We start from the raw sequence: 19219 nt of genomic DNA on the forward strand, positions 1-19219 counted from the left end.
CGATATAATAATACTTTGATGTAGTCGATTTCAGTATTGTGACTAGTATTATTAATAGAGGAGGGAATAAAAGATGAATAATTATTTATTATTTTTCATAGCACTTATCCCCATTGTATGGCTCATGGTTTCGCTCGGTGTTTTAAAAATGCCAGGACATAAAACTTGTTCAATCACACTCGTAATTACAATAATACTTGCAATCCTAGTTTGGAAGATGCCAATTAGTCAAGCTCTCACAGCGACACTTGAGGGTGCAGCAATGGCAATATGGCCAATAATTGTTGTAATAATTGCAGCAGTGTTTACCTACAATCTTTCTATTCATACAAAAAGTATGGACGTAATAAAGGATATGATGACAGGAATCACAACTGATAAGAGAATTTTAGTTTTAATTATTGCTTGGGGTTTTGGTGGATTTCTTGAAGCAATTGCAGGTTTTGGTACGGCAGTTGCAATACCTGCCAGTATTTTAGCCGCACTTGGCTTTAATCCTGTATTTGCAGCAATAATATGTCTTATTGCAAATACAACACCAACAGCTTTTGGAGCAATAGGTCTACCTGTAACAACCTTAGCAAAGGTTGCAGCAATTGATCCTGTTACTTTAAGCTATGCAGTTGCAATTCAATTATTTGTATTAATTGCAGTTTTACCATTAATATTAGTAATGCTAACAGGTAAAAGTGTAAAGGCAATAAAGGGAGTTGTGCTTATTTGTATTGCGTCAGGACTAGCTTTTGCAATACCAGAACTTCTAGTTGCAAAATATATGGGTCCTGAACTTCCAGCACTAATTGGTTCAATAATATGTATTATTGTAACAGTTGCAATAACTAAAATATTCTATAAAAATACTGCATCTAAAGATAAAGTTAGTATATCCGCAAAACAAGGGTTATTGGCATGGGTGCCATTTATCTTAGTTCTGACTTTTATATTAATAACAAGTTCTCTTATACCAGCAATCAATAAACCATTATCATCTATACAAACATCTGTTCAAATATATAATGGCCCAGATGCAAAAATTAGTTCTTTTATATGGATTGCTAATCCAGGGACACTTATAATTCTTGCCACATTTATAGGGGGACTTATTCAGGGAGCTAAGTTTAAAGAAATAGTAAAAGTATTTATTGATACTTGCAAACAAATGAGTAAAACTGCAATTACAATACTTGCAATAGTCTCTCTTGCAAAGGTAATGAGTCATAGCGGAATGATAACATCTATTGCCGTGGTTTTAGTTGCAGCAACAGGAAGCTTTTATCCATTGTTTGCCCCAATTATAGGTGCTTTAGGTACTTTTGTAACTGGGAGTGATACCTCTGCAAATGTATTGTTCGGACCACTTCAAGTTGAAGTTGCAAAAAATTTACATATGAGTCCTTATTGGTTAGCAGCTGCTAATACTGGTGGTGCCACTGCAGGTAAAATGATTTCTCCTCAAAGCATTGCAGTTGCCACAGCAGCCACTGGACTTGTAGGAGCTGAAGGTAAGATATTAAAGGCAACTTTAAAATTTTGCCTTGCATATGTAGCAATATTAGGATTAATTACGTACTTTGGAGCAAAATATTTTATAATGTAGGGAGGAATATATATGACTAAAGTAAAAATACCATATTCAAAACAGTTTTTGGAAATTGAAATTCCAGATAAAAATTTGGTAGCAATATTAGAATCAAAAGCTCATGCATACAAAGTTGAAAGTAATCAGCAGGAAATTGTAAAAAAAGCACTTGATAACCCTATTGGAAGTGCAAAACTAGAAGAGCTAGTTAAGGGGAAGAAAAACTTAGTATTAATAACTAGTGACCATACAAGACCTGTACCAAGTAAAGTAACACTGCCAATACTACTTGAAAGAATAAGATCATCGAACCCTAAAATTGAAATAACAATATTAATTGCTACTGGTTTCCATAGACCTACTACAAGAGAAGAAATGATTGATAAGTTTGGTCAGGAAATAGTAGATAATGAAGTTATAATAAATCATGTATCAGAGGATTATGGCGATATGGTACGCGTCGGAACTCTTCCCTCAGGTGGAGAACTATTGCTTAATAAGATAGCGATGGAAGCTGAACTTTTAATTTCAGAAGGATTTATAGAACCACACTTCTTTGCAGGTTTTTCTGGAGGACGCAAGAGTGTTCTCCCCGGAGTGGCATCAGCAAAGACAGTTATGGCAAATCATTGTTCTGAATTTATAGCAAGTGAGTACGCACGGTCCGGAGTTATTGAAAATAATCCAATTCATAGAGATATGTTATACGCTGCTAAGCAAGCTAAACTGGCATTTATACTAAATGTTGTTATTGACAGTGAGAAGAATGTTATAAATGCATTTGCAGGAGATAGTGAGCTTGCCCACGTTGAAGGTTGTAAATTTGTTATGGAACTTGCAGCTGTGAAAGCTGTGAAGGCAGATATTGCAATATCAACTAATGGAGGATATCCACTAGACCAAAATATATATCAGACTGTAAAAGGTATGACTGCAGCAGAAGCAACTTGTAAGGACGGCGGACTTATAATCATGGTGTCTGCTTGTAATGATGGACATGGTGGTCAGTCATTTTATGACAATATCGCAAATGCAAGTAGCCCAAGAGAAGTTCTTGATAGGGTAATTAAAGTAGGAAGAAATGATACAGCACCAGATCAATGGGAATTTCAGATTCTTGCGCGGATACTAGATGCGCATACCGTAATTCTTGTTACAGATATGTGTGACCCTGAAATGATAAAGAATATGCATATGCAGCATGCATTTACCTTTGAAGAAGCGCTTGTTAGAGCTCTTAAAATAAAGGGAGATGATGCGACGATAACAGTAATACCAGATGGAGTTTCAGTTGTTGTAAAATAACATTCAAATTAATACTACTATTGAATATAATTTGGGGGCGGGTAAAATACATTGGGTGGAAGAATTCACATAATTTTATTTCAAGACTAATAATACTGTGGAGTGGGGAACTGAATTTTGAGTTTCCCACTTTTTTTCAATTTTAGGTAAATGTAAAAAAATAAAGATAGAGAGGAGGGGTGAGTAGTCACTAATATTGTTACGTAAGTAGCCACATAGTATATAAATTAAAAATGTGGTAAAATACTTGTATTATAGTAAAGTGTTATAATTAAACAAAAAAGTACAAAATTTAAAAAATAACCAATAAGTATAACTTTGTCATTTATTATACCTTACTTGTGAATTTATAAGAAGAGATATATTAGTTATACTTCAAAAGCCCTATTTATTGAATTCTTCAGTAATTGAAAATATAATAATGAGATTAAAATTAAGTAAATTAAGTAAAAAAATAAGGTTCTTAAGTTTCTAGAGCATAAATTGTTAAGACCGATGTTGAAAAGGAGTGATGAAAATGATAAAAACTGCAATTTTAACCATGAGTGATAAAGGTTCTAGGGGAGAAAGAATTGATGGGACAGGTCCTGCAATAAGAAATGAATTAGAAGGTAAAGGATTTGTTATAAGTTTCTATAAAATAATTTCTGATGAGAAACAGGAAATAGAAAAAGAATTGATTTATTTATGTGATGAGCTTAAGGTGGATTTAATTTTAACTAATGGAGGAACGGGGTTTTCAGAAAGAGATGTTACGCCAGAGGCAACTAGAAATGTAATTGAGAAATATGTACCCGGCATTGGTGAGGTTATGAGGATGAAATCACTCCAGATTACATCAAAGGCTGTGCTTTCAAGAAGCATTGCAGGAATCCGCAAAAAAACCCTAATTATTAATCTTCCGGGAAGCCCAAAAGGTGCTGTAGAAAATCTTCAATTTATAATACCTGCAATTCCACATGGAATTGCTATACTTACAGGGGAAGCTAGCGAGTGTGGTAGAAGTTAACAAAAGGGAGAATGAGAATGGAATTTTTTAATGTGGTATCTGTAAAAGAAGCTAAACAAATAATAGATAGTTCTTTTATCTATAAGATTGAATCTGAAAAAATTAACATTATGCAAAGCGTTAATAGAATTAGTTTTAAAGATATAAAAGCAGAATGTAATATACCAGAATTTAAGAGATCGACAGTAGATGGCTTTGCAGTAAGATCAAGAGATGTATTTGGAGCTAGTGAAGGACTCCCGTCTATGCTTGAACTAAAGGGTGAGGTATTTATGGGGAATATCCCACCCTCGGATATTGCAGGGGGGGAGTGCTTATACGTACCTACAGGAGGGATGCTTCCGGAAAGCGTAGATAGTGTTGTTATGGTTGAGTACAGCCATAAGCTAGATGATAATACAATACTTATTTATTCACCTGTGGCTATGGGTGATAATGTAATACAAATTGGTGAAGATATAAATACTCAGGATATTGTCGTAAAAAAGGGAAGTAAACTCAGACCTTATGAGATAGGTGTTCTTGCAAGTATAGGAATTTCTGAGGTGATGGTTTATAAAAGACCTAGGGTTGGTATTATTTCAACTGGTGATGAAGTAGTACCCTGCGAAGTAAAGCCTTCTTTGGGTGAAGTGAGGGACATAAACACTTACCTGATTTGGTCTCTACTTCTTGAGGATGGAATGGAGCCAGTAAGCTATGGAATTATTAAGGATGATTATGAACTGTTAAAGAGTGCAACACAAAAAGCATTTAATGAATGTGATGTGGTACTAATTTCAGGAGGAAGTTCTGTTGGCACGAAAGATCACACTTTAAAGGTTATAGCTTCATTTGACGATGGAGAGGTCTTGGTACATGGAATAGCAGTAAAGCCTGGGAAACCAACTATAATAGGAAAACATAAAGAAAAAATAATATTTGGACTTCCAGGACATCCACTTGCATGTTGTATTATATATAAAATACTAGTTCAAAATTATATATATAGCCTAATGCTTCAAAGCGAAAAGATTTATGGAACAAATGCAGTAATGAGTATAAATTACCATAAAGCTAAAGGCCGGGAAGAATATCTACCTGTAGAGCTTGAAACAATAGAAGGCATGGTTATTGCAAAGCCGGTGTTTGGTAAATCTGGGATTATAACAGCATTTTCAAAGGCATGGGGGTATATAAAGATAGAAAAAAACGCGGAAGGTTTAAAAGAAGGACAAGCAGTTGAAGTCTATAAATTATAAAGGAGATGAGAGTATTGGCTCAAGAAGTCTTTCTATCAAATGTTGATTTGAATGAAGCAGTTAAAATATATTTTAATAAGTTATTATGCATTAAAGGTGAAAAGGAAAATGTGGTTACTTGGGAATCTGTAGGAAGAGTTTCATACTCATCAATTTTTGCGAAAATATCTTCACCCTTTTATAAGAGTTCTGCTATGGATGGTATTGCAACTATAAGTACCAAAACATATGGAGCAACAGATCGGAGTCATATCCAACTTCAAGAAGGAATTGATTATTTAGTAGTGGATACTGGAGATCCACTACCTAAAGAATTCGATTGTGTAATTATGGTAGAGGATTTGATAAATTTAGATAAGGGAAAAGTAGCTATTTATAAAAGTGCTGCCCCTTTTCAGAATATTAGACCAATTGGAGAAGATATTGTAAAAACACAACTTATTATCCCTTCAAATTATATGATTAGACCAGTAGATATAGGCTCTATTATAGCTGGGGGAGTAAATAATATTGATGTTTATAAAAGGCCGGTGGTTGGAATAATTCCGACTGGAACGGAGATGGTGGAGCCAGGTGAAGAACTTAATATTGGGGACATAATTGAGTTCAATTCAAGAGTATTTTCTGCCCAAGTTCAGGAATGGGGAGGTATACCCCTAAGATTTGATATAGTAAAAGATGATTATTTGCTTATTAAAGATGCTGTAAAAAAGGCAGTCCAGCAATGCGATATTATACTTATTAATGCAGGATCTTCAGCTGGTAGAGAGGATTTTACTTGTAATGTAATAGAAGAATTAGGTGAGGTTTATGTACATGGAATAGCTATAAAGCCCGGTAAACCTGTTATTCTTGGAAGTATAGAGGGAAAGCCTGTGATTGGTATACCTGGATTTCCAGTATCTGCTTATGTCGTAATGGACAATATATGCAAGAAAATAGTACATGCTTATATAGGGATAAATGAAGAAGAATATACCACTGTTGAGGTTGTACTTACTAGGCGTATAATGTCTACTTTAAAATATTTAGAATTTGTAAGAGTTAAAATTGGATTTGTTTCGGGAAAATATATTGCAACACCTATAGGTCGTGGAGCTGGAACAACAATGTCATTAGTAAGGGCAGATGGTATATTAGAAATACCACAAAATATTGAGGGCTATGAAGTAGGAACTGCGGTGAATGTTAAACTTTTAAGAAGCAAGGAAGAAATTAAAAATACAGTTGTATGTATTGGAAGCCATGACCCAATAGTTGATATAGCTTCGGATCTTTTTCATATAAAAAATGGGAAGTATTTTCTTTCTTCTGCTCATGTTGGAAGTATGGGAGGAATAATGGCATTAATAGGTTCAGAAACTCATATAGCACCTATTCATTTATTGGATATGGAGAATGGTATTTATAATATTTCTTATATTAAAAAGTATTTACCGAATAAACCTATGGTATTAATTAAAGGTGTTAAAAGAGTTCAGGGAATTATGGTTTCTAAAGGGAATCCTTTAGATATTAAATGTTTACAGGATATAGTTATAAAAGGTAGAAGATTTATAAATAGGCAAAGAGGTTCAGGTACAAGGTTATTTCTAGATTATAATTTAAAAAAGCTCCATATTAATCCACAAAACATATCAGGATATGAAAGAGAAGAATTCACCCATATTGCCGTCGCAGCAGTAGTTGCAGCAGGAGATGCAGATTGTGGACTTGGAATTTATTCTGCAGCCAAGCTTTTGGGTCTAGATTTTATAAAACTTGGGGATGAGGATTATGATTTTGTTGTGCCTAAGGAATTTATAGATATGGATATGATAAGGGAATTCATTAAAGTAATTAAAACAGATGAATTTAAAGGTGAGCTTGATAAACTTGGAGGCTATGATTATACGCAAATAGGGGAAATAATTGAACTTTAGGAGACGGTTTTATGAGGGATAGTCATGGAAGAGATATCAATTATTTAAGGATATCGGTAACTGATAGATGTAATTTAAGATGTATATATTGCATGCCAGAGCAGGGAATTAAGAGTAAGAATCATGTGGATATTCTACGTTTTGAAGAGATATTAAAAATTGTGAAGGCAGCAGAAAAATTAGGTATTAATAAAGTAAGATACACTGGTGGGGAACCACTAGTAATGAAAGATTTAGACAAGCTTATATATGAAACTTCAAAACTGCCAGGAATAGATGATATTGCTATAACTACAAATGGTATTTTACTATCTGGTATGGCATCAGATTTGAAAAAAGCTGGACTTAAAAGGGTAAATATTAGCCTTGATACTTTAGATAAAGAAAAGTTTAAAAGTATAACGAGAATAGGAAATCTAGATAAGGTAATGGAAAGTATAGATAAATGTTTAACCCTTGGGTTAAAACCGGTCAAAATAAACACAGTATTAATGAAAGGCTTTAATGATGCAGAGTTTGAAGGCTTTTTAACCTTAATTCGAGAAATGCCAATCGAAGTAAGGTTTATTGAACTCATGCCAATAGGTGAAGGTATTAAACTTTATGAAAAAAGTAAATTAAGTTTTAGGGAAATGCTAAAGTTGCATCCTGAGTTAACTGAAATAGAAACCTCTAAAAGTAGCACCGCTCAATTGTACAAGATTAAAGGGACAAAAGGAAAAATTGGATTCATTAGTCCAGTAAGTTGTAAATTTTGTGCGGATTGTAATAAAATAAGGCTCACATCTACAGGAACTATTAAAGCATGTCTTCATTCAAAGGAAGAAATAAATATTAGGAAATACCTAAATAACGAAGAGATGCTTACAAATGAATTAAAACAAGCAATTTTTAATAAACCGCTCGAACATCATCTTGAAGAGGAAAAAACCAGTAGAAGTGAAAAGATGATGTATCAGATAGGAGGATAAAGTGATGGAACTTACGCATATAAATGAAGAAGGAAGAGCTAAAATGGTTGATGTATCTGAAAAGTGTGACACTGTTCGGGAAGCTATAGCAGTTGGGTCAATTTCTATGAAAAGAGAAACACTTGAAAGAATAAGGGATGGGTCTATTTCAAAAGGAGACGTACTAGCTGTAGCACAAGTAGGGGGAATTATGGGTGCAAAAAGTACTTCGCAAATAATACCAATGTGCCATCCTATAATGATATCAGCTTGTGATATAAGTTTTAAAATTGACTTTGAAAATACTAAAATAGAAATAGAAGCAACGACAAGGACTGTAGGAAAGACAGGCATTGAGATGGAAGCGCTAACTGCGGTATCTGTTGCAGCATTAACTATTTATGATATGTGTAAGGCAATTGACAGGGAAATGCTTATAAATAATATTATGCTTGTGAGAAAAAGCGGGGGAAAATCAGGAATATTCGAAAGGAAGTCGTTATAATGGCAAAGGTTATTGCAATAAATACAAGTGAAAAAAAAGGTGTGATAAAACACCCTATAGAGAAAGGCTTTTTTAAAGTCAATCACGGACTTGAGGGAGATGCACATGCAGGTAATTGGCATAGACAGGTGAGTTTTCTTGGTGTTGAGAGTATTGATAAAATGAAAGCTAAGGGAGCTCTGGGCTTATGTTCAGGAAAGTTTGCTGAAAATATTACTACCGAAGGAATAATTTTGTATGAACTGCCTGTGGGAACTAAACTTAAAATAGGAAATGTAGTTTTAGAGGTAACACAAATAGGAAAGGAATGTCATAAGGGTTGTGAAATTATGAAATTGGTTGGTGACTGTATAATGCCAAGAGAAGGGATATTTGCTAAGGTACTAGAGGAGGGGTATATCCAGGCTGGAGATGAGATTGTAGTGGAGGAATAAGTATTTAGAGAAAATAAAAGGGGGAATTTTAATGTACGGTTACAATGGTAAAATATTAAGAATTAATTTAAAAGATAAGACTATTAAAGTTGAGGTACTTGATTTAAAGCAAGCTAAAAAATTTATTGGTGGTAGAGGGCTTGGAACAAAAATATTTATGGATGAAGTAGATCCGAGAGTTGATCCATTAAGCCCTGAAAATAAACTTATAATTATTACAGGACCATTAACAGGTACGCCTGTTCCAACCGGTGGAAGATACATGGTAGTTACAAAATCACCACAATCAGGTACAATTGCTTGTTCAAATTCAGGTGGTTATTGGGGAGCTGAATTCAAAGCTACAGGCTATGATATGATCATATTTGAGGACAAGGCTGATGCACCAGTTTACTTAACTATAATAGATGATAAAGTGGAAATAAAGGATGCTAGCAGTCTTTGGGGAAAGCTTGTTACAGAAACTACAGATATTCTAAGGAAAGAAATGCCTGATAAATCAAGAGTTATGACCATTGGACCGGCAGGAGAAGGACTATCCAATATGGCTGCTATAATGAATGATTATGATAGAGCAGCGGCCCGTTCTGGTGTCGGAGCTGTTATGGGTTCGAAAAATCTCAAAGCTATTGTAGTTAAAGGAAGTTCAAAACCACAAGTAGCAGATGCGACAACGCTAAAAGAGGTTTCGAAAGTTTGGTTGAAGACTATAAAAGCCAATGGGGTTACAGGCACAGGTCTCCCAACATACGGAACTGCAGTACTTGTAAATATACTAAATGAAAATGGGATATATCCAACCAATAATTTTCAAAAGTCTTACTTTGAAAAAGCTGATGACGTAAGTGGAGAGGCAATGACAAAGGATTACCTTGTTCGTAAAAACCCTTGTTATAGATGTCCCATTGCCTGTGGCAGATATGTAAAAATAGAGGATATGGGTATAGAAGTAGGCGGACCTGAATATGAAACACTTTGGGCTTTTAGTGGAGATTGTGGTATTTCTGATATGGTTACAACTTTCAAGGCGAACTACTGGTGTAATGAATATGGTATGGACACAATCTCTGTAGGTACAACTATCGCAGCGGCTATGGAACTACGTGAAAAGGGATATATTAAAAACGAAGAACTTGAAGGGACTCCTCTAGAATTTGGAAACATAGAGGGTGTAGTTGAATGGACAATAAAAATAGGTAAAGCTGAAGGACTAGGAGCAAAAATGTCTGAAGGTTCATACAGACTATGCGCATCTTATGGTGCACCAGAGTTTTCAATGTCAGTTAAAAAGCTTGAAATTCCTGCTTATGATCCAAGGGGTATAATGGGACAAGGGCTTCAATTTGCTACTTCAAACAGAGGCGGATGCCATGTTAGAGGATATATGATATCACCAGAAATATTAGGCTTGCCACAAAAGTTGGATAGATTTTCACTTGAAGGAAAAGCTACTTGGGTTAAGATTTTCCAAGACTTAACTGCATCTATAGATTCCCTTGGATTGTGTTTGTTTACGTCTTTTGCTATGGGAGCTCAAGATTATGCTAACTTGTATAATGCAGTATGTGGTACAGAGCACACTGCAGAATCCATACTTGATTCAGGAGACAGAATTTGGAACATTGAAAGACAATTTAATTTACAGGCTGGAATAGATGCGACGCAGGATACACTACCCAAAAGATTACTAGAGGAGCCAATTCCAGAAGGACCTTCAAAAGGGAATGTGCACAGATTATCTGAACTTCTTCCATCATATTATAATGAAAGAGGCTGGAATGAAAAAGGTATTCCAACGGAAGAAAAATTAAAAGAATTGGGACTATAGTTTCATAAATTTCAAACATTGCTATAAATGTCTAATTGGGAGGTGGATGAGGATGATTTTGGAAAGTAAAAGCAACAAGGGAATCAGCGCTAATTTAGGTGATTCCCTTGTTATTTATGATTTAACAGTAATTGTTGGATTAGCACCACATAAATGAATATGAAAATAAAACCTACTCCAGAGGCTGCAAGATAATATATAAGAGAAGAGGCCTCTTGTGCAGTAGATGCGTATAAATATCTTTATTATTGTGCTTTTGTCGGAGGGTTACCACTAATTATTAGATTTGCCTCTTCTTTTGTAAGGTTATAGTTAAGAAACTCTTTATAAAAGTTCATAGTCTCTTTAACAATATCTAAATTATTAAATTTATCAGGATGTAAAAGTTTTGCAGCCCATTGTATCTGTAATGCTTCTTCAGCACTGTAACGATCCCACATATAAGCTCCATCAGGATTGTGAACTACTTTTCCCTTTTGAACGGCAGTTACTTTTTCCCAGCCATCAGAACTCATAACACTTTCTGAATTTTTTGTATCTGCTCCAAGAATGATAACATCTGGATTCCATTTAAGTACTTGTTCCATAGATACAACCTTCATATTGCCTTTGATTTCACCTGCAACATTTGTTCCACCAGCAGCATTAATCCATGCATCAATAATTGAGCTGCTACCGTCAATAGCTAATGGTGAAAGTGAACTTATATGAAGAACCTTTGGTTTCTGATTTTTTGGTATAATTGAAGTTATATCTGTTACCATTTTAAGTTTACTATCTAAATATGAATTGTATTTAGTTGCTTTTTGCTTAGCTTCGGTTCCAAGTATATCTCCTGTGAGTTTGAAGCAACTTTTTAATTCTTCATAATTTGTAAAATTTAATTGAACAACGGGGATACCTGCACTTGTTATTTTGTCGCTATATTTATAGCTTGAAGGCATAAATACAATATCAGGTTTTGTTTTCAAAAGCTCTTCTACATTAACATCTGCAGCAGTAAAAACGGTTTCTGATTTGTTCATCTGAGGATTTACTTTATATAACCAAGGTCTTCCCCGTGGAGTGAGGACTGTAGCAACAATTTTTTCACCTGAACCTAGCATACTTAATACTTCATTATGGGCAGGCCATGAGTCACCAATTTTTTGAATGTTTGTTGGTATTTTAACTTTTTCTCCAGACATATTGGTAATTGTTCTTGTTGTAGGTTGATTCTTTTGTGAAGTTTTTGAGGAACTAGCATTATTCCCACACCCAGTGAACGAAATAATTATTATAATAACTACTAGTATTGATAAAAAAAAATTATTTCTTTTCATTTTAATCCATCCTTTTTTATATATAAGATTTTGAATTAGTAAGATTTTACATTATTTAACAACGGTATACATGATTTGATTTTTTCACCATTGCTAGTTTCTGTGCTTATGATTTTAACATTGATGCCATAGGCGGATTTAAGATTTTCTTCAGTTATAACTTCGTCCATACTTCCAATGATAAATTTATTGTTTTTATGCATCAGTGCTACTTTAGTAGAACATAGGAAAGCATGATCGGGAAAATGCGAAGTCATTATAACTCCAAGGCCTTTTTTTGCAAGATTATTAATCTGTTCTAAAACACGTATCTGATTACCAAAGTCTAGATTAGAGGTAGGCTCGTCCAAGATAAGTATTTTAGACTGTTGCGCAAGGGCCCTAGCTATTAAAACCATTTGTCTTTCGCCACCACTGATTTCCGTATATATTTTGTCTTTGAGATAGGATATGTTTAAGTCATTAATTGCTGATTCTGCAATTTCTTTATCCGTTTTGGAAGGGGCAGAAAACATACCTATATGAGCTGTTCTTCCCATTAATACTACATCAAATACATTGAAAGGAAATGGGGGCGTATGAGTCTGAGGAACATAACTAATCATTTTCGCTATTTGGTTTTTGGACCAATTCTTAGTATTTTTGCCATCTAATAATATTTCTCCACCCTGCAATTTTAAAAATCCCAGTATAGTCTTAAAAAATGTTGTCTTTCCTACACCATTTGGTCCAAGTATACACAATATTTCCCCAGATTTAACGCTTGTAGATATGTTATTTACAATGGGTTTTGATCCATATCCACATACTGCATTTTTTATCTCAAGTATCATAACCAACTTCTCCTTCCTTTTAACAATAGATAAATAAAAAATGGTGCTCCAATCAATGATGTTAGAATACCTAATGGTATTTCCACTGGAAACATACTACGAGCTAAATCGTCTACTAGTAGAAGAAAGATACTTCCCAACAAGAGAGAAGCAGGCAATAGGGTTTTATAATTAGGCCCAACAATCATTCTGGCAAGATGGGGTATAATAAGCCCAATCCATCCTACCATGCCACTAATTGACACCGCGGCGGCAGTTAGCAGTGAGGAACATATGATAACAATAGCTTTCATTTTAGAAGTATTAATACCAAGAGAGGCAGCCTCCTCATCTCCAAATGAAATCACATTCATTTGCCACCTCAATAAAATCAGGGGTATTATACTTATGATTATAGGGAAAATTATAATTTTCAAATCTTTAAAGGTAACCGAAGATAATCCACCCAATAACCAAAAAGTTATTGCTGGAAGTTTGTTATCTGTATCAGCTACATATTTTATTATTGAAATAAAGGCTGTAAATAGATTTGAAACAACCATGCCAATCAATACTAGTACCATAACTGAATTGTTTCCACGGCTTATAATTTTACCTAATAAATAAGTAAATGTAACTGCTACTAGTCCAAAGGCGAATGATGAAAACTGTATAGCAATAATATTAAATGACAAAAGAATTGCTAAAGCTGAACCAAAGCCAGCACCAGCAGAAGCTCCAAGTATATCGGGAGATACCATGGGGTTTTTAAACAAGCCCTGGTAGGCTGCACCAGATATGGAAAGAGAAGTCCCGACTAGAATAGCGGCTATAACCCTTGGTAGTCTTACTTTAAACAACACAGATTCTACAGCAGGTGGACATGTTATTGGAAGGTTAAATAGCTTTGAATAAATGATGTTAAAAATTTGGTAGAGAGGGATTGTATACCTGCCTACTGTTAGTGAAATAAAAAAAACAGCAACAAGGATTATGAAAAGTAAAATAATTATTTGTGTTTCATGGTTTTTTTTTATCGATATAGAAGTACTAGATTTCTTATTTAATACTATTTTAATTAAATCATTCATTTAATTATCTCCTTTTTTACAATTTATATTATAAGTATACAAGATTAAATAAAAATTTCATATTATTCAAGGTAATAACATCCATTTATATCCTACACCATAAATGTAAATACAAAAAGACAAATATTGTATATGCGGTTTAATTTCTAATTTAAAGATAAAAGGTGTTTTAAATAAAATTCAAATATGGTATAATTAAAAAGCAATTTAATATATGGAGAGATGTCCGAGTGGCCTATGGTACCTGCCTCGAAAACAGGCGAACGGGTTATTCCGTTCCGGGGGTTCAAATCCCCCTTTCTCCGCCAAAATAAAGAACTCTAGCAGAAATGTTAGAGTCCCTTTTGCTATGGTATTTTCCTGGAAAAGGGCTTTGTGATGTCTGTTTGACGACAAAGTGGGAAAGAGTAAATGGATTAATGTAATACGAAATAGTTTTAATAAGTGGTGGATGTTGCATAATGTGATTCGCCTCCACCAGTAAAACCCTCAACTAATTAATTAGTTGAGGGTTTTACTGGTGTGCCAGGCGCTGAAATTAACTACCTATTTCTTAATGGCACAGTCACCGTTCCATTAAAAGTACCTTTGCCTTTATAAGTAAACGATACATCGTTATTAGTAGTAATTCCATGCCAAACAATTCTATCATCACTTAAAACACCTTTATAAGAAATATTTACGATAGATGGTATTGTTCCATCTATATCCCAAAGAAAATCTAAATATAATATAGCATCTTCTGCTGTTGTTTTTATTATCTTATTTTGTTTTGTTTTTTGATTGCTAAAATCTACATTCACCAAATATTTAAGCTTTATTATTGGCATCAAGTTTTCAATTTGGTTGTCAGCAAGATTTAAATATTCTAACTGTTCCAAATTTGCTAAAGAGGCAATTTTCTCTATTTCATTTTTTTCTAAGGATAAAACTACTAATTTGTCTAAAAATAATAATGCATTAATATATTCGATTTTATTATTACCCATATATAAAGTTTTTAGTTTATTCAGGGATGCTAATGGAGTAATACTATGAATGTTGTTATTACTAGCATATAGATACTCTAAATTATGAAGGGTACCTATAGATGATAAGGTTTGAATTTCATTATTATTTATAGCAAGTTTTGTAACATTAATAGCATATTCTAGCCCTTTAATATTTTTAATCCCTTTCGAAGCCAAAGTAAGCTCTTTTGGAAGATTTCGCATATCAGAATCAGTAATATTATGAGTTTCATCTCTTTTTAGTATTTGATTTATGGCCTTTTTTAAGTTTTCATCTGGAATATCCACTTTAATAACAGTTGAATTTTTAGCATCAAATTTCATTGCAAAGCCATCATTTGATTTACTAGCATATTTCTCACAATAAGCATTAGTTGTAGTTGCAAAATCGCCTGAATTTGTTGGACCAGCTATATAAACAGTTGGCAAATCGCCTAAAGCTAACGCATCTAAACTATCTTTTTTAGAACCACCAATAAAAGTGGAGTATGCTAATTTATTATCCACTACATTTAATCTGCTTAGAAATCCATCTATTTCTCCACCCAAATAGGTTGTTTTATAAGCTCCCTCTGTAGTTTTAAAATCAGATGAGTTGGTGCTACCTACCATAAAAACAGTCCCGCCATTATCTACTTTCATAGCCTTAACAGAATTATTGTTGCATCCACCAAAATAAGAAGAGTAGTCTAAATTAGTTCCATCCGTGTTAACTTTTGCTATAAAAGTAGTTTGGTCCCCAGCGTAATAGATTTTTTGATAAGCATCTTTAGTTATTTCAAAATTTCCTGTAGTAATCCCAGCTACATAAGCATTACCATCATTATCACAGTCAATGGACATTCCACTATCGGAACCATTGCTTCCGAGGTAACTGCAGTACTTAACGTTGCCTAGATTGTTAAGTTTTATGACGAAAGCATCACCGTTACCACCTCCAAATTTTTCTTGATAGGAACCAGTGGTAACCTTGAAGTGTCCTCGGCCTTCTGGTGACTCATTTTCACTTAATTGGTCAGCTATTCCAGTAACATATACGTTGTTATTTTTATCAATAGCAATAGCATTACCGCTGTCTGACTGTTTTCCTCCTAGAAGTGTCGAATACAAAAATTTACTGCCGCTGCTATTAAATTTAGTTATAAATGCATTCTGTATTCCAGAAATTTCACATTGATACGCAGATTCTTTTGTAGTTGGAAAATTCTTTGCCATAATACCCATAGTGCTACCAGTTACCCATGCATTGCCATCATTATCCACTGCTATGGCATTTATCATATCCATTGTCATTACCGCTTGAGCGCCTAAATAAGTGGCATATATTATTTCGGCTTTAGTTTCAAAAAAAGATTCACCTTTAAGTTTTATAATAATCCCAGTCGCACCTAAACTTCCCTTTTCTTCTTGCGCTGCGCCTGGAGTTACTGGAAAAGAATTATCAATATTTCCAGTCCATCCACAAGCATGAACATCGCCATTTTTATCTATTGCCAGCCCCGTTCCTATATTTCCCTTAGGAAGAGCAAATTCTCCAAGAAGTTTTTCACCTGTATTATTTAGCTTCTTAATTAGCATTACATTGTTGAGATCACTACCTTCATTAACTAGGATAAAAGCATTACCACTTTTATCTTTAACTAATCCTTTTACTTCACAATTTTTGGGCATCCCTAGAAGTGTTGAATATTTTGTGTCTGAAAATAATTCACCTGTAACATCAACAGGACTTGGTTGGTTTAATACCTCTACTATATTCATATTATCTTCACCACTTATACTTTATTTTTATATTATTTTTATTGGAGTGGTAATTAATCCACTAAAATTGTTATTACTGGCAAACTTAAAAGTTACATCTTTATTTTTAGTGATTTCCCCCCAAGTAATCATATTATCCTTATAAACTCCATTATCGGAAATGTCAAATATTAACGGCGTGCTTCCGTCAATATTTGATAAGAAGTCTAATACTAATACTGCATCATCATATAGAGATTTTTCTATGGGAGCTAGTATAACTTTTTGATTGCTAAAGTTTATTTTAATAATGTGGTGTAGGTTTTTAGTGGGGATAGATCAACAATTTTATTACCACTAAAATCTACTTTTTTTAGCCATTTTAATTCTGCTAAGGCAGACACATCATCTATATGGTTATTATTCATTTCTAAATCCATTAATTGCTTCATTTCTAAAAGTACATCTAAATTATCAATGCTATTTTCATTTAAATATAACTGCAGTAAATTTTCCGAATTTTTAAGTGCACCAATATTATTTAATAAATTTTTACTAGCATCTAAATATTGCAATCAAACTAAATTTAATAGGGGCATCGTAGTCCGAATTTTATTGTTATCTATATTTAAGCTTCTTACATACACTGCATATTCTAATCCTTTTAAATTTTCAATGCTTTTAGAACTTAAATTTATTTCTATTGGTAGCTTTTCCATATCATTATTAGTAATTTTATGATTACCATCTCTACCTAGCATTTCATTTAAAGTTTTTTTTAAATCAATATCAGGCATATCTATTTCTTTTTCTTCTGCAACTTTTAGTGAAAGTTCTATAATAAAGCCATCGTTATTTTTACTGGGATTTGTTTTACAAAAGGCATCCTCAGTCACAAAAAAATCTTTAGAACTCGTTACACCAGATATATAGGCAATACCAGTATTACCTAAATAGAAAGAGTCACAACTATCTTTTTTACTTCCTCCAATATAGGTTGAATAAATCAACTTATTTCCATCTTCATTAAGCTTAGATAAAAAACCGTCTCCATTTCCTGCAAAATATTTTGTTTCATAAGCTCCATTGGTAACATTAAAATCACAGGAGGTGGTATTCCCAACTAAATATAAATTATTGTTATTATCTAATCTAATGAACTTTACCTCATCGGTGCTACTCCCTCCTAAATAGGTTGAATATAATAGTTTGGAGCCATCACTGCTCATTTTGGTTACAAAAATTGATTGATTCCCTCCAGGAAAACTAGGATTAAAGGCACCTTCTGTAACAATAAAATCTCCGAAAGTTTTTCCAGACACATAGGCATTTCCTTCTTTATCACAAGAAATAGCAGTTCCACTGTCAGCAATTTTTCCACCTAAATAGGTGCAATAGACAACGGTGCCATCATTAGTTAACTTTATGATAAAAGCAGCATTAGCTCCGCCACCAAATTGTTTTTGAAAAGCGTTTTCTGATACTTTAAACTTGTTTTGATAAGGCTTGCCATTGTAATAATTATCAACTATGGCATAGTCTGCAAAGCCTGTGGCATATACATTTCCTTTATCATCCACGGAAATTGCCAGTCCGGTGTCTTCTTGTTGACCACCTAAAAAGGTTGAATATAAAAATTCACTACCAGTGCTATTAATTTTAGTTATAAAAGCATCAACACTTGGCAATCCACCAGCATATGCTAGTTTTTCTTGATATGGCTTGCCTGTTATTGGAAAGTCTGCAGAAGTAGTTGAGCCTGTTACCCAGGCGTTTTCAGCATCATCTACTGCTATGGCATAACCTACATCTGAACTAGAACCGCCTAAATAAGTTGCATAAATTACAGTAGGTTTAGTTTCAAAGGTTTTTCCTTCTACTTTTGCTACAAATGCATGAGCTAACCCATCGGTTTTTCGCTTAGTTTGAGCAGCATTTTTTGTAACTGGGAAATCAACATCTTTCACGTCAGCTATTAGGCCTGTAATATAAATATCACCTTTTTTATCTATTGTGAGTCCATAGCCTAAACAAGGTTTGCACAGTAAAAAATCTTTAAGAAGTTACCAGAAGAGTTAAATTTTTTTATAACAACTAATCCTTGATACAGGGTTGATTCTTCTGCTGAAATCTCATTAGTTAGTACATAGAAATTTCCCTGTTTGTCCGTTACAATTCCATTAATAAAGCAATGATCTTTTATATTTAAAAAGGTAGAATAAATCGGATCATTTTCTATCATATTTTCCTCATCCTCTCAATAAAACTCATCATAGGAACATAAATCTGGTTGCTTAGAAGTCTGCATTTTTGGATACTTACCGGTAACAGTATATGTAACAAATATTAAATAGTGAATAGTGGACAAATGCTTACCACCAACACTTTAGCATTTGTATCTTAAAAATCATTGATATAAGTGATGTTCGGGTTTTTTTACTATCAATAAAATAAAAAAAACAGGAGTTCAG

17 protein-coding genes and 1 tRNA gene are annotated in these 19219 nt (G+C 33.7%); 10 read left to right on the plus strand and 8 right to left on the minus strand.

Annotated elements, in window-relative coordinates; genetic code table 11:
* The first annotated feature begins 73 nt into the window (after nucleotides 1-73).
* From ACWJKS_RS03965 to ACWJKS_RS04005, 9 genes are all read left to right on the plus strand, one after another.
* Nucleotides 74-1597, plus strand: coding sequence for an L-lactate permease (locus ACWJKS_RS03965; protein WP_216303159.1), 1524 nt, complete (start codon nucleotides 74-76; stop codon nucleotides 1595-1597).
* Nucleotides 1598-1609: 12 nt separating this feature from the next.
* Nucleotides 1610-2884: a nickel-dependent lactate racemase gene (gene larA / locus ACWJKS_RS03970; protein WP_462960485.1), complete on the plus strand. Its 1275-nt coding sequence runs from the start codon at nucleotides 1610-1612 to the stop codon at nucleotides 2882-2884.
* A gap of 517 nt (nucleotides 2885-3401) precedes the next feature.
* Nucleotides 3402-3893, plus strand: coding sequence for a MogA/MoaB family molybdenum cofactor biosynthesis protein (locus ACWJKS_RS03975; RefSeq protein WP_220286535.1), 492 nt, complete (start codon nucleotides 3402-3404; stop codon nucleotides 3891-3893).
* Nucleotides 3894-3910: 17 nt separating this feature from the next.
* Complete coding sequence (locus ACWJKS_RS03980; protein ID WP_462960486.1) at nucleotides 3911-5134, plus strand: molybdopterin molybdotransferase MoeA; 1224 nt, start codon at nucleotides 3911-3913, stop codon at nucleotides 5132-5134.
* 14 nt (nucleotides 5135-5148) lie between these two features.
* Complete coding sequence (locus tag ACWJKS_RS03985; RefSeq protein WP_165411602.1) at nucleotides 5149-7056, plus strand: molybdopterin biosynthesis protein; 1908 nt, start codon at nucleotides 5149-5151, stop codon at nucleotides 7054-7056.
* Nucleotides 7057-7067: 11 nt separating this feature from the next.
* Entirely contained in the window at nucleotides 7068-8027 is a 960-nt protein-coding gene (moaA, locus tag ACWJKS_RS03990; protein ID WP_165411603.1) for a GTP 3',8-cyclase MoaA, read from the plus strand.
* 4 nt (nucleotides 8028-8031) lie between these two features.
* Nucleotides 8032-8511 carry a cyclic pyranopterin monophosphate synthase MoaC gene (gene moaC / locus ACWJKS_RS03995; protein ID WP_165411604.1) on the plus strand — a complete coding sequence of 160 codons (480 nt, stop codon included), beginning with the start codon at nucleotides 8032-8034 and terminating at the stop codon, nucleotides 8509-8511.
* Entirely contained in the window at nucleotides 8511-8945 is a 435-nt protein-coding gene (locus tag ACWJKS_RS04000) for an MOSC domain-containing protein (RefSeq protein WP_165411605.1), read from the plus strand. The genes moaC and ACWJKS_RS04000 overlap by 1 nt, the downstream gene beginning before the upstream one ends.
* A 31-nt stretch (nucleotides 8946-8976) precedes the next feature.
* A complete protein-coding gene (locus tag ACWJKS_RS04005) occupies nucleotides 8977-10773 on the plus strand; it encodes an aldehyde ferredoxin oxidoreductase family protein (protein WP_165411606.1) in 1797 nt (598 codons plus the stop codon).
* Nucleotides 10774-11018: 245 nt separating this feature from the next.
* Here the strand turns inward: ACWJKS_RS04005 and ACWJKS_RS04010 are convergent, their stop codons facing one another.
* The 3 genes from ACWJKS_RS04010 to ACWJKS_RS04020 are packed head-to-tail and all read right to left on the minus strand — an operon-like array spanning nucleotide 11019 to nucleotide 13998.
* On the minus strand, nucleotides 11019-12095 hold the full coding sequence (locus ACWJKS_RS04010; protein ID WP_165411607.1) for an ABC transporter substrate-binding protein: 1077 nt from the start codon (nucleotides 12093-12095) through the stop codon (nucleotides 11019-11021).
* 35 nt (nucleotides 12096-12130) lie between these two features.
* Entirely contained in the window at nucleotides 12131-12928 is a 798-nt protein-coding gene (locus tag ACWJKS_RS04015) for an ABC transporter ATP-binding protein (RefSeq protein ID WP_165411608.1), read from the minus strand.
* Nucleotides 12925-13998, minus strand: coding sequence for a FecCD family ABC transporter permease (locus ACWJKS_RS04020; protein WP_165411609.1), 1074 nt, complete (start codon nucleotides 13996-13998; stop codon nucleotides 12925-12927). Before ACWJKS_RS04020 ends, ACWJKS_RS04015 begins: the two co-directional genes overlap by 4 nt.
* 216 nt (nucleotides 13999-14214) lie before the next feature.
* Here ACWJKS_RS04020 and ACWJKS_RS04025 point away from each other — a divergent pair.
* Nucleotides 14215-14306 (plus strand) — tRNA-Ser (locus tag ACWJKS_RS04025).
* Nucleotides 14307-14540: 234 nt separating this feature from the next.
* Here ACWJKS_RS04025 and ACWJKS_RS04030 read toward each other — a convergent pair.
* Genes ACWJKS_RS04030 through ACWJKS_RS04050 form a run of 5 tightly spaced genes read right to left on the minus strand, consistent with a single transcriptional unit; the run spans nucleotide 14541 to nucleotide 18990 of the window.
* On the minus strand, nucleotides 14541-16769 hold the full coding sequence (locus tag ACWJKS_RS04030) for an SBBP repeat-containing protein (protein ID WP_462960487.1): 2229 nt from the start codon (nucleotides 16767-16769) through the stop codon (nucleotides 14541-14543).
* A 27-nt stretch (nucleotides 16770-16796) separates the two neighbouring features.
* A complete protein-coding gene (locus ACWJKS_RS04035) occupies nucleotides 16797-17084 on the minus strand; it encodes an Ig-like domain-containing protein (RefSeq protein ID WP_462961043.1) in 288 nt (95 codons plus the stop codon).
* Nucleotides 17048-17323, minus strand: a complete 276-nt coding sequence (locus tag ACWJKS_RS04040) for a leucine-rich repeat domain-containing protein (RefSeq protein WP_462960488.1) — start codon at nucleotides 17321-17323, stop codon at nucleotides 17048-17050. The genes ACWJKS_RS04035 and ACWJKS_RS04040 overlap by 37 nt, the downstream gene beginning before the upstream one ends.
* Entirely contained in the window at nucleotides 17324-18715 is a 1392-nt protein-coding gene (locus ACWJKS_RS04045) for an SBBP repeat-containing protein (protein ID WP_165411612.1), read from the minus strand.
* 59 nt (nucleotides 18716-18774) lie between these two features.
* On the minus strand, nucleotides 18775-18990 hold the full coding sequence (locus tag ACWJKS_RS04050; protein ID WP_165411613.1) for a hypothetical protein: 216 nt from the start codon (nucleotides 18988-18990) through the stop codon (nucleotides 18775-18777).
* Nucleotides 18991-19219 lie beyond the last annotated feature (229 nt).

Source organism: Clostridium sp. CM038 (assembly GCF_055081105.1).

Bases quoted from the DNA above. Each gene is read 5' to 3' on its own strand.
- ACWJKS_RS03965 (WP_216303159.1), top strand. From the start codon at position 74: ATGAATAATTATTTATTATTTTTCATAGCACTTATCCCCATTGTATGG.
- larA (WP_462960485.1), top strand. From the start codon at position 1,610: ATGACTAAAGTAAAAATACCATATTCAAAACAGTTTTTGGAAATTGAA.
- ACWJKS_RS03975 (WP_220286535.1), top strand. From the start codon at position 3,402: ATGATAAAAACTGCAATTTTAACCATGAGTGATAAAGGTTCTAGGGGA.
- ACWJKS_RS03980 (WP_462960486.1), top strand. From the start codon at position 3,911: ATGGAATTTTTTAATGTGGTATCTGTAAAAGAAGCTAAACAAATAATA.
- moaA (WP_165411603.1), top strand. From the start codon at position 7,068: ATGAGGGATAGTCATGGAAGAGATATCAATTATTTAAGGATATCGGTA.
- moaC (WP_165411604.1), top strand. From the start codon at position 8,032: ATGGAACTTACGCATATAAATGAAGAAGGAAGAGCTAAAATGGTTGAT.
- ACWJKS_RS04000 (WP_165411605.1), top strand. From the start codon at position 8,511: ATGGCAAAGGTTATTGCAATAAATACAAGTGAAAAAAAAGGTGTGATA.
- ACWJKS_RS04005 (WP_165411606.1), top strand. From the start codon at position 8,977: ATGTACGGTTACAATGGTAAAATATTAAGAATTAATTTAAAAGATAAG.
- ACWJKS_RS04010 (WP_165411607.1), bottom strand. From the start codon at position 12,095: ATGAAAAGAAATAATTTTTTTTTATCAATACTAGTAGTTATTATAATA.
- ACWJKS_RS04015 (WP_165411608.1), bottom strand. From the start codon at position 12,928: ATGATACTTGAGATAAAAAATGCAGTATGTGGATATGGATCAAAACCC.
- ACWJKS_RS04020 (WP_165411609.1), bottom strand. From the start codon at position 13,998: ATGAATGATTTAATTAAAATAGTATTAAATAAGAAATCTAGTACTTCT.
- ACWJKS_RS04030 (WP_462960487.1), bottom strand. From the start codon at position 16,769: ATGAATATAGTAGAGGTATTAAACCAACCAAGTCCTGTTGATGTTACA.
- ACWJKS_RS04050 (WP_165411613.1), bottom strand. From the start codon at position 18,990: ATGATAGAAAATGATCCGATTTATTCTACCTTTTTAAATATAAAAGAT.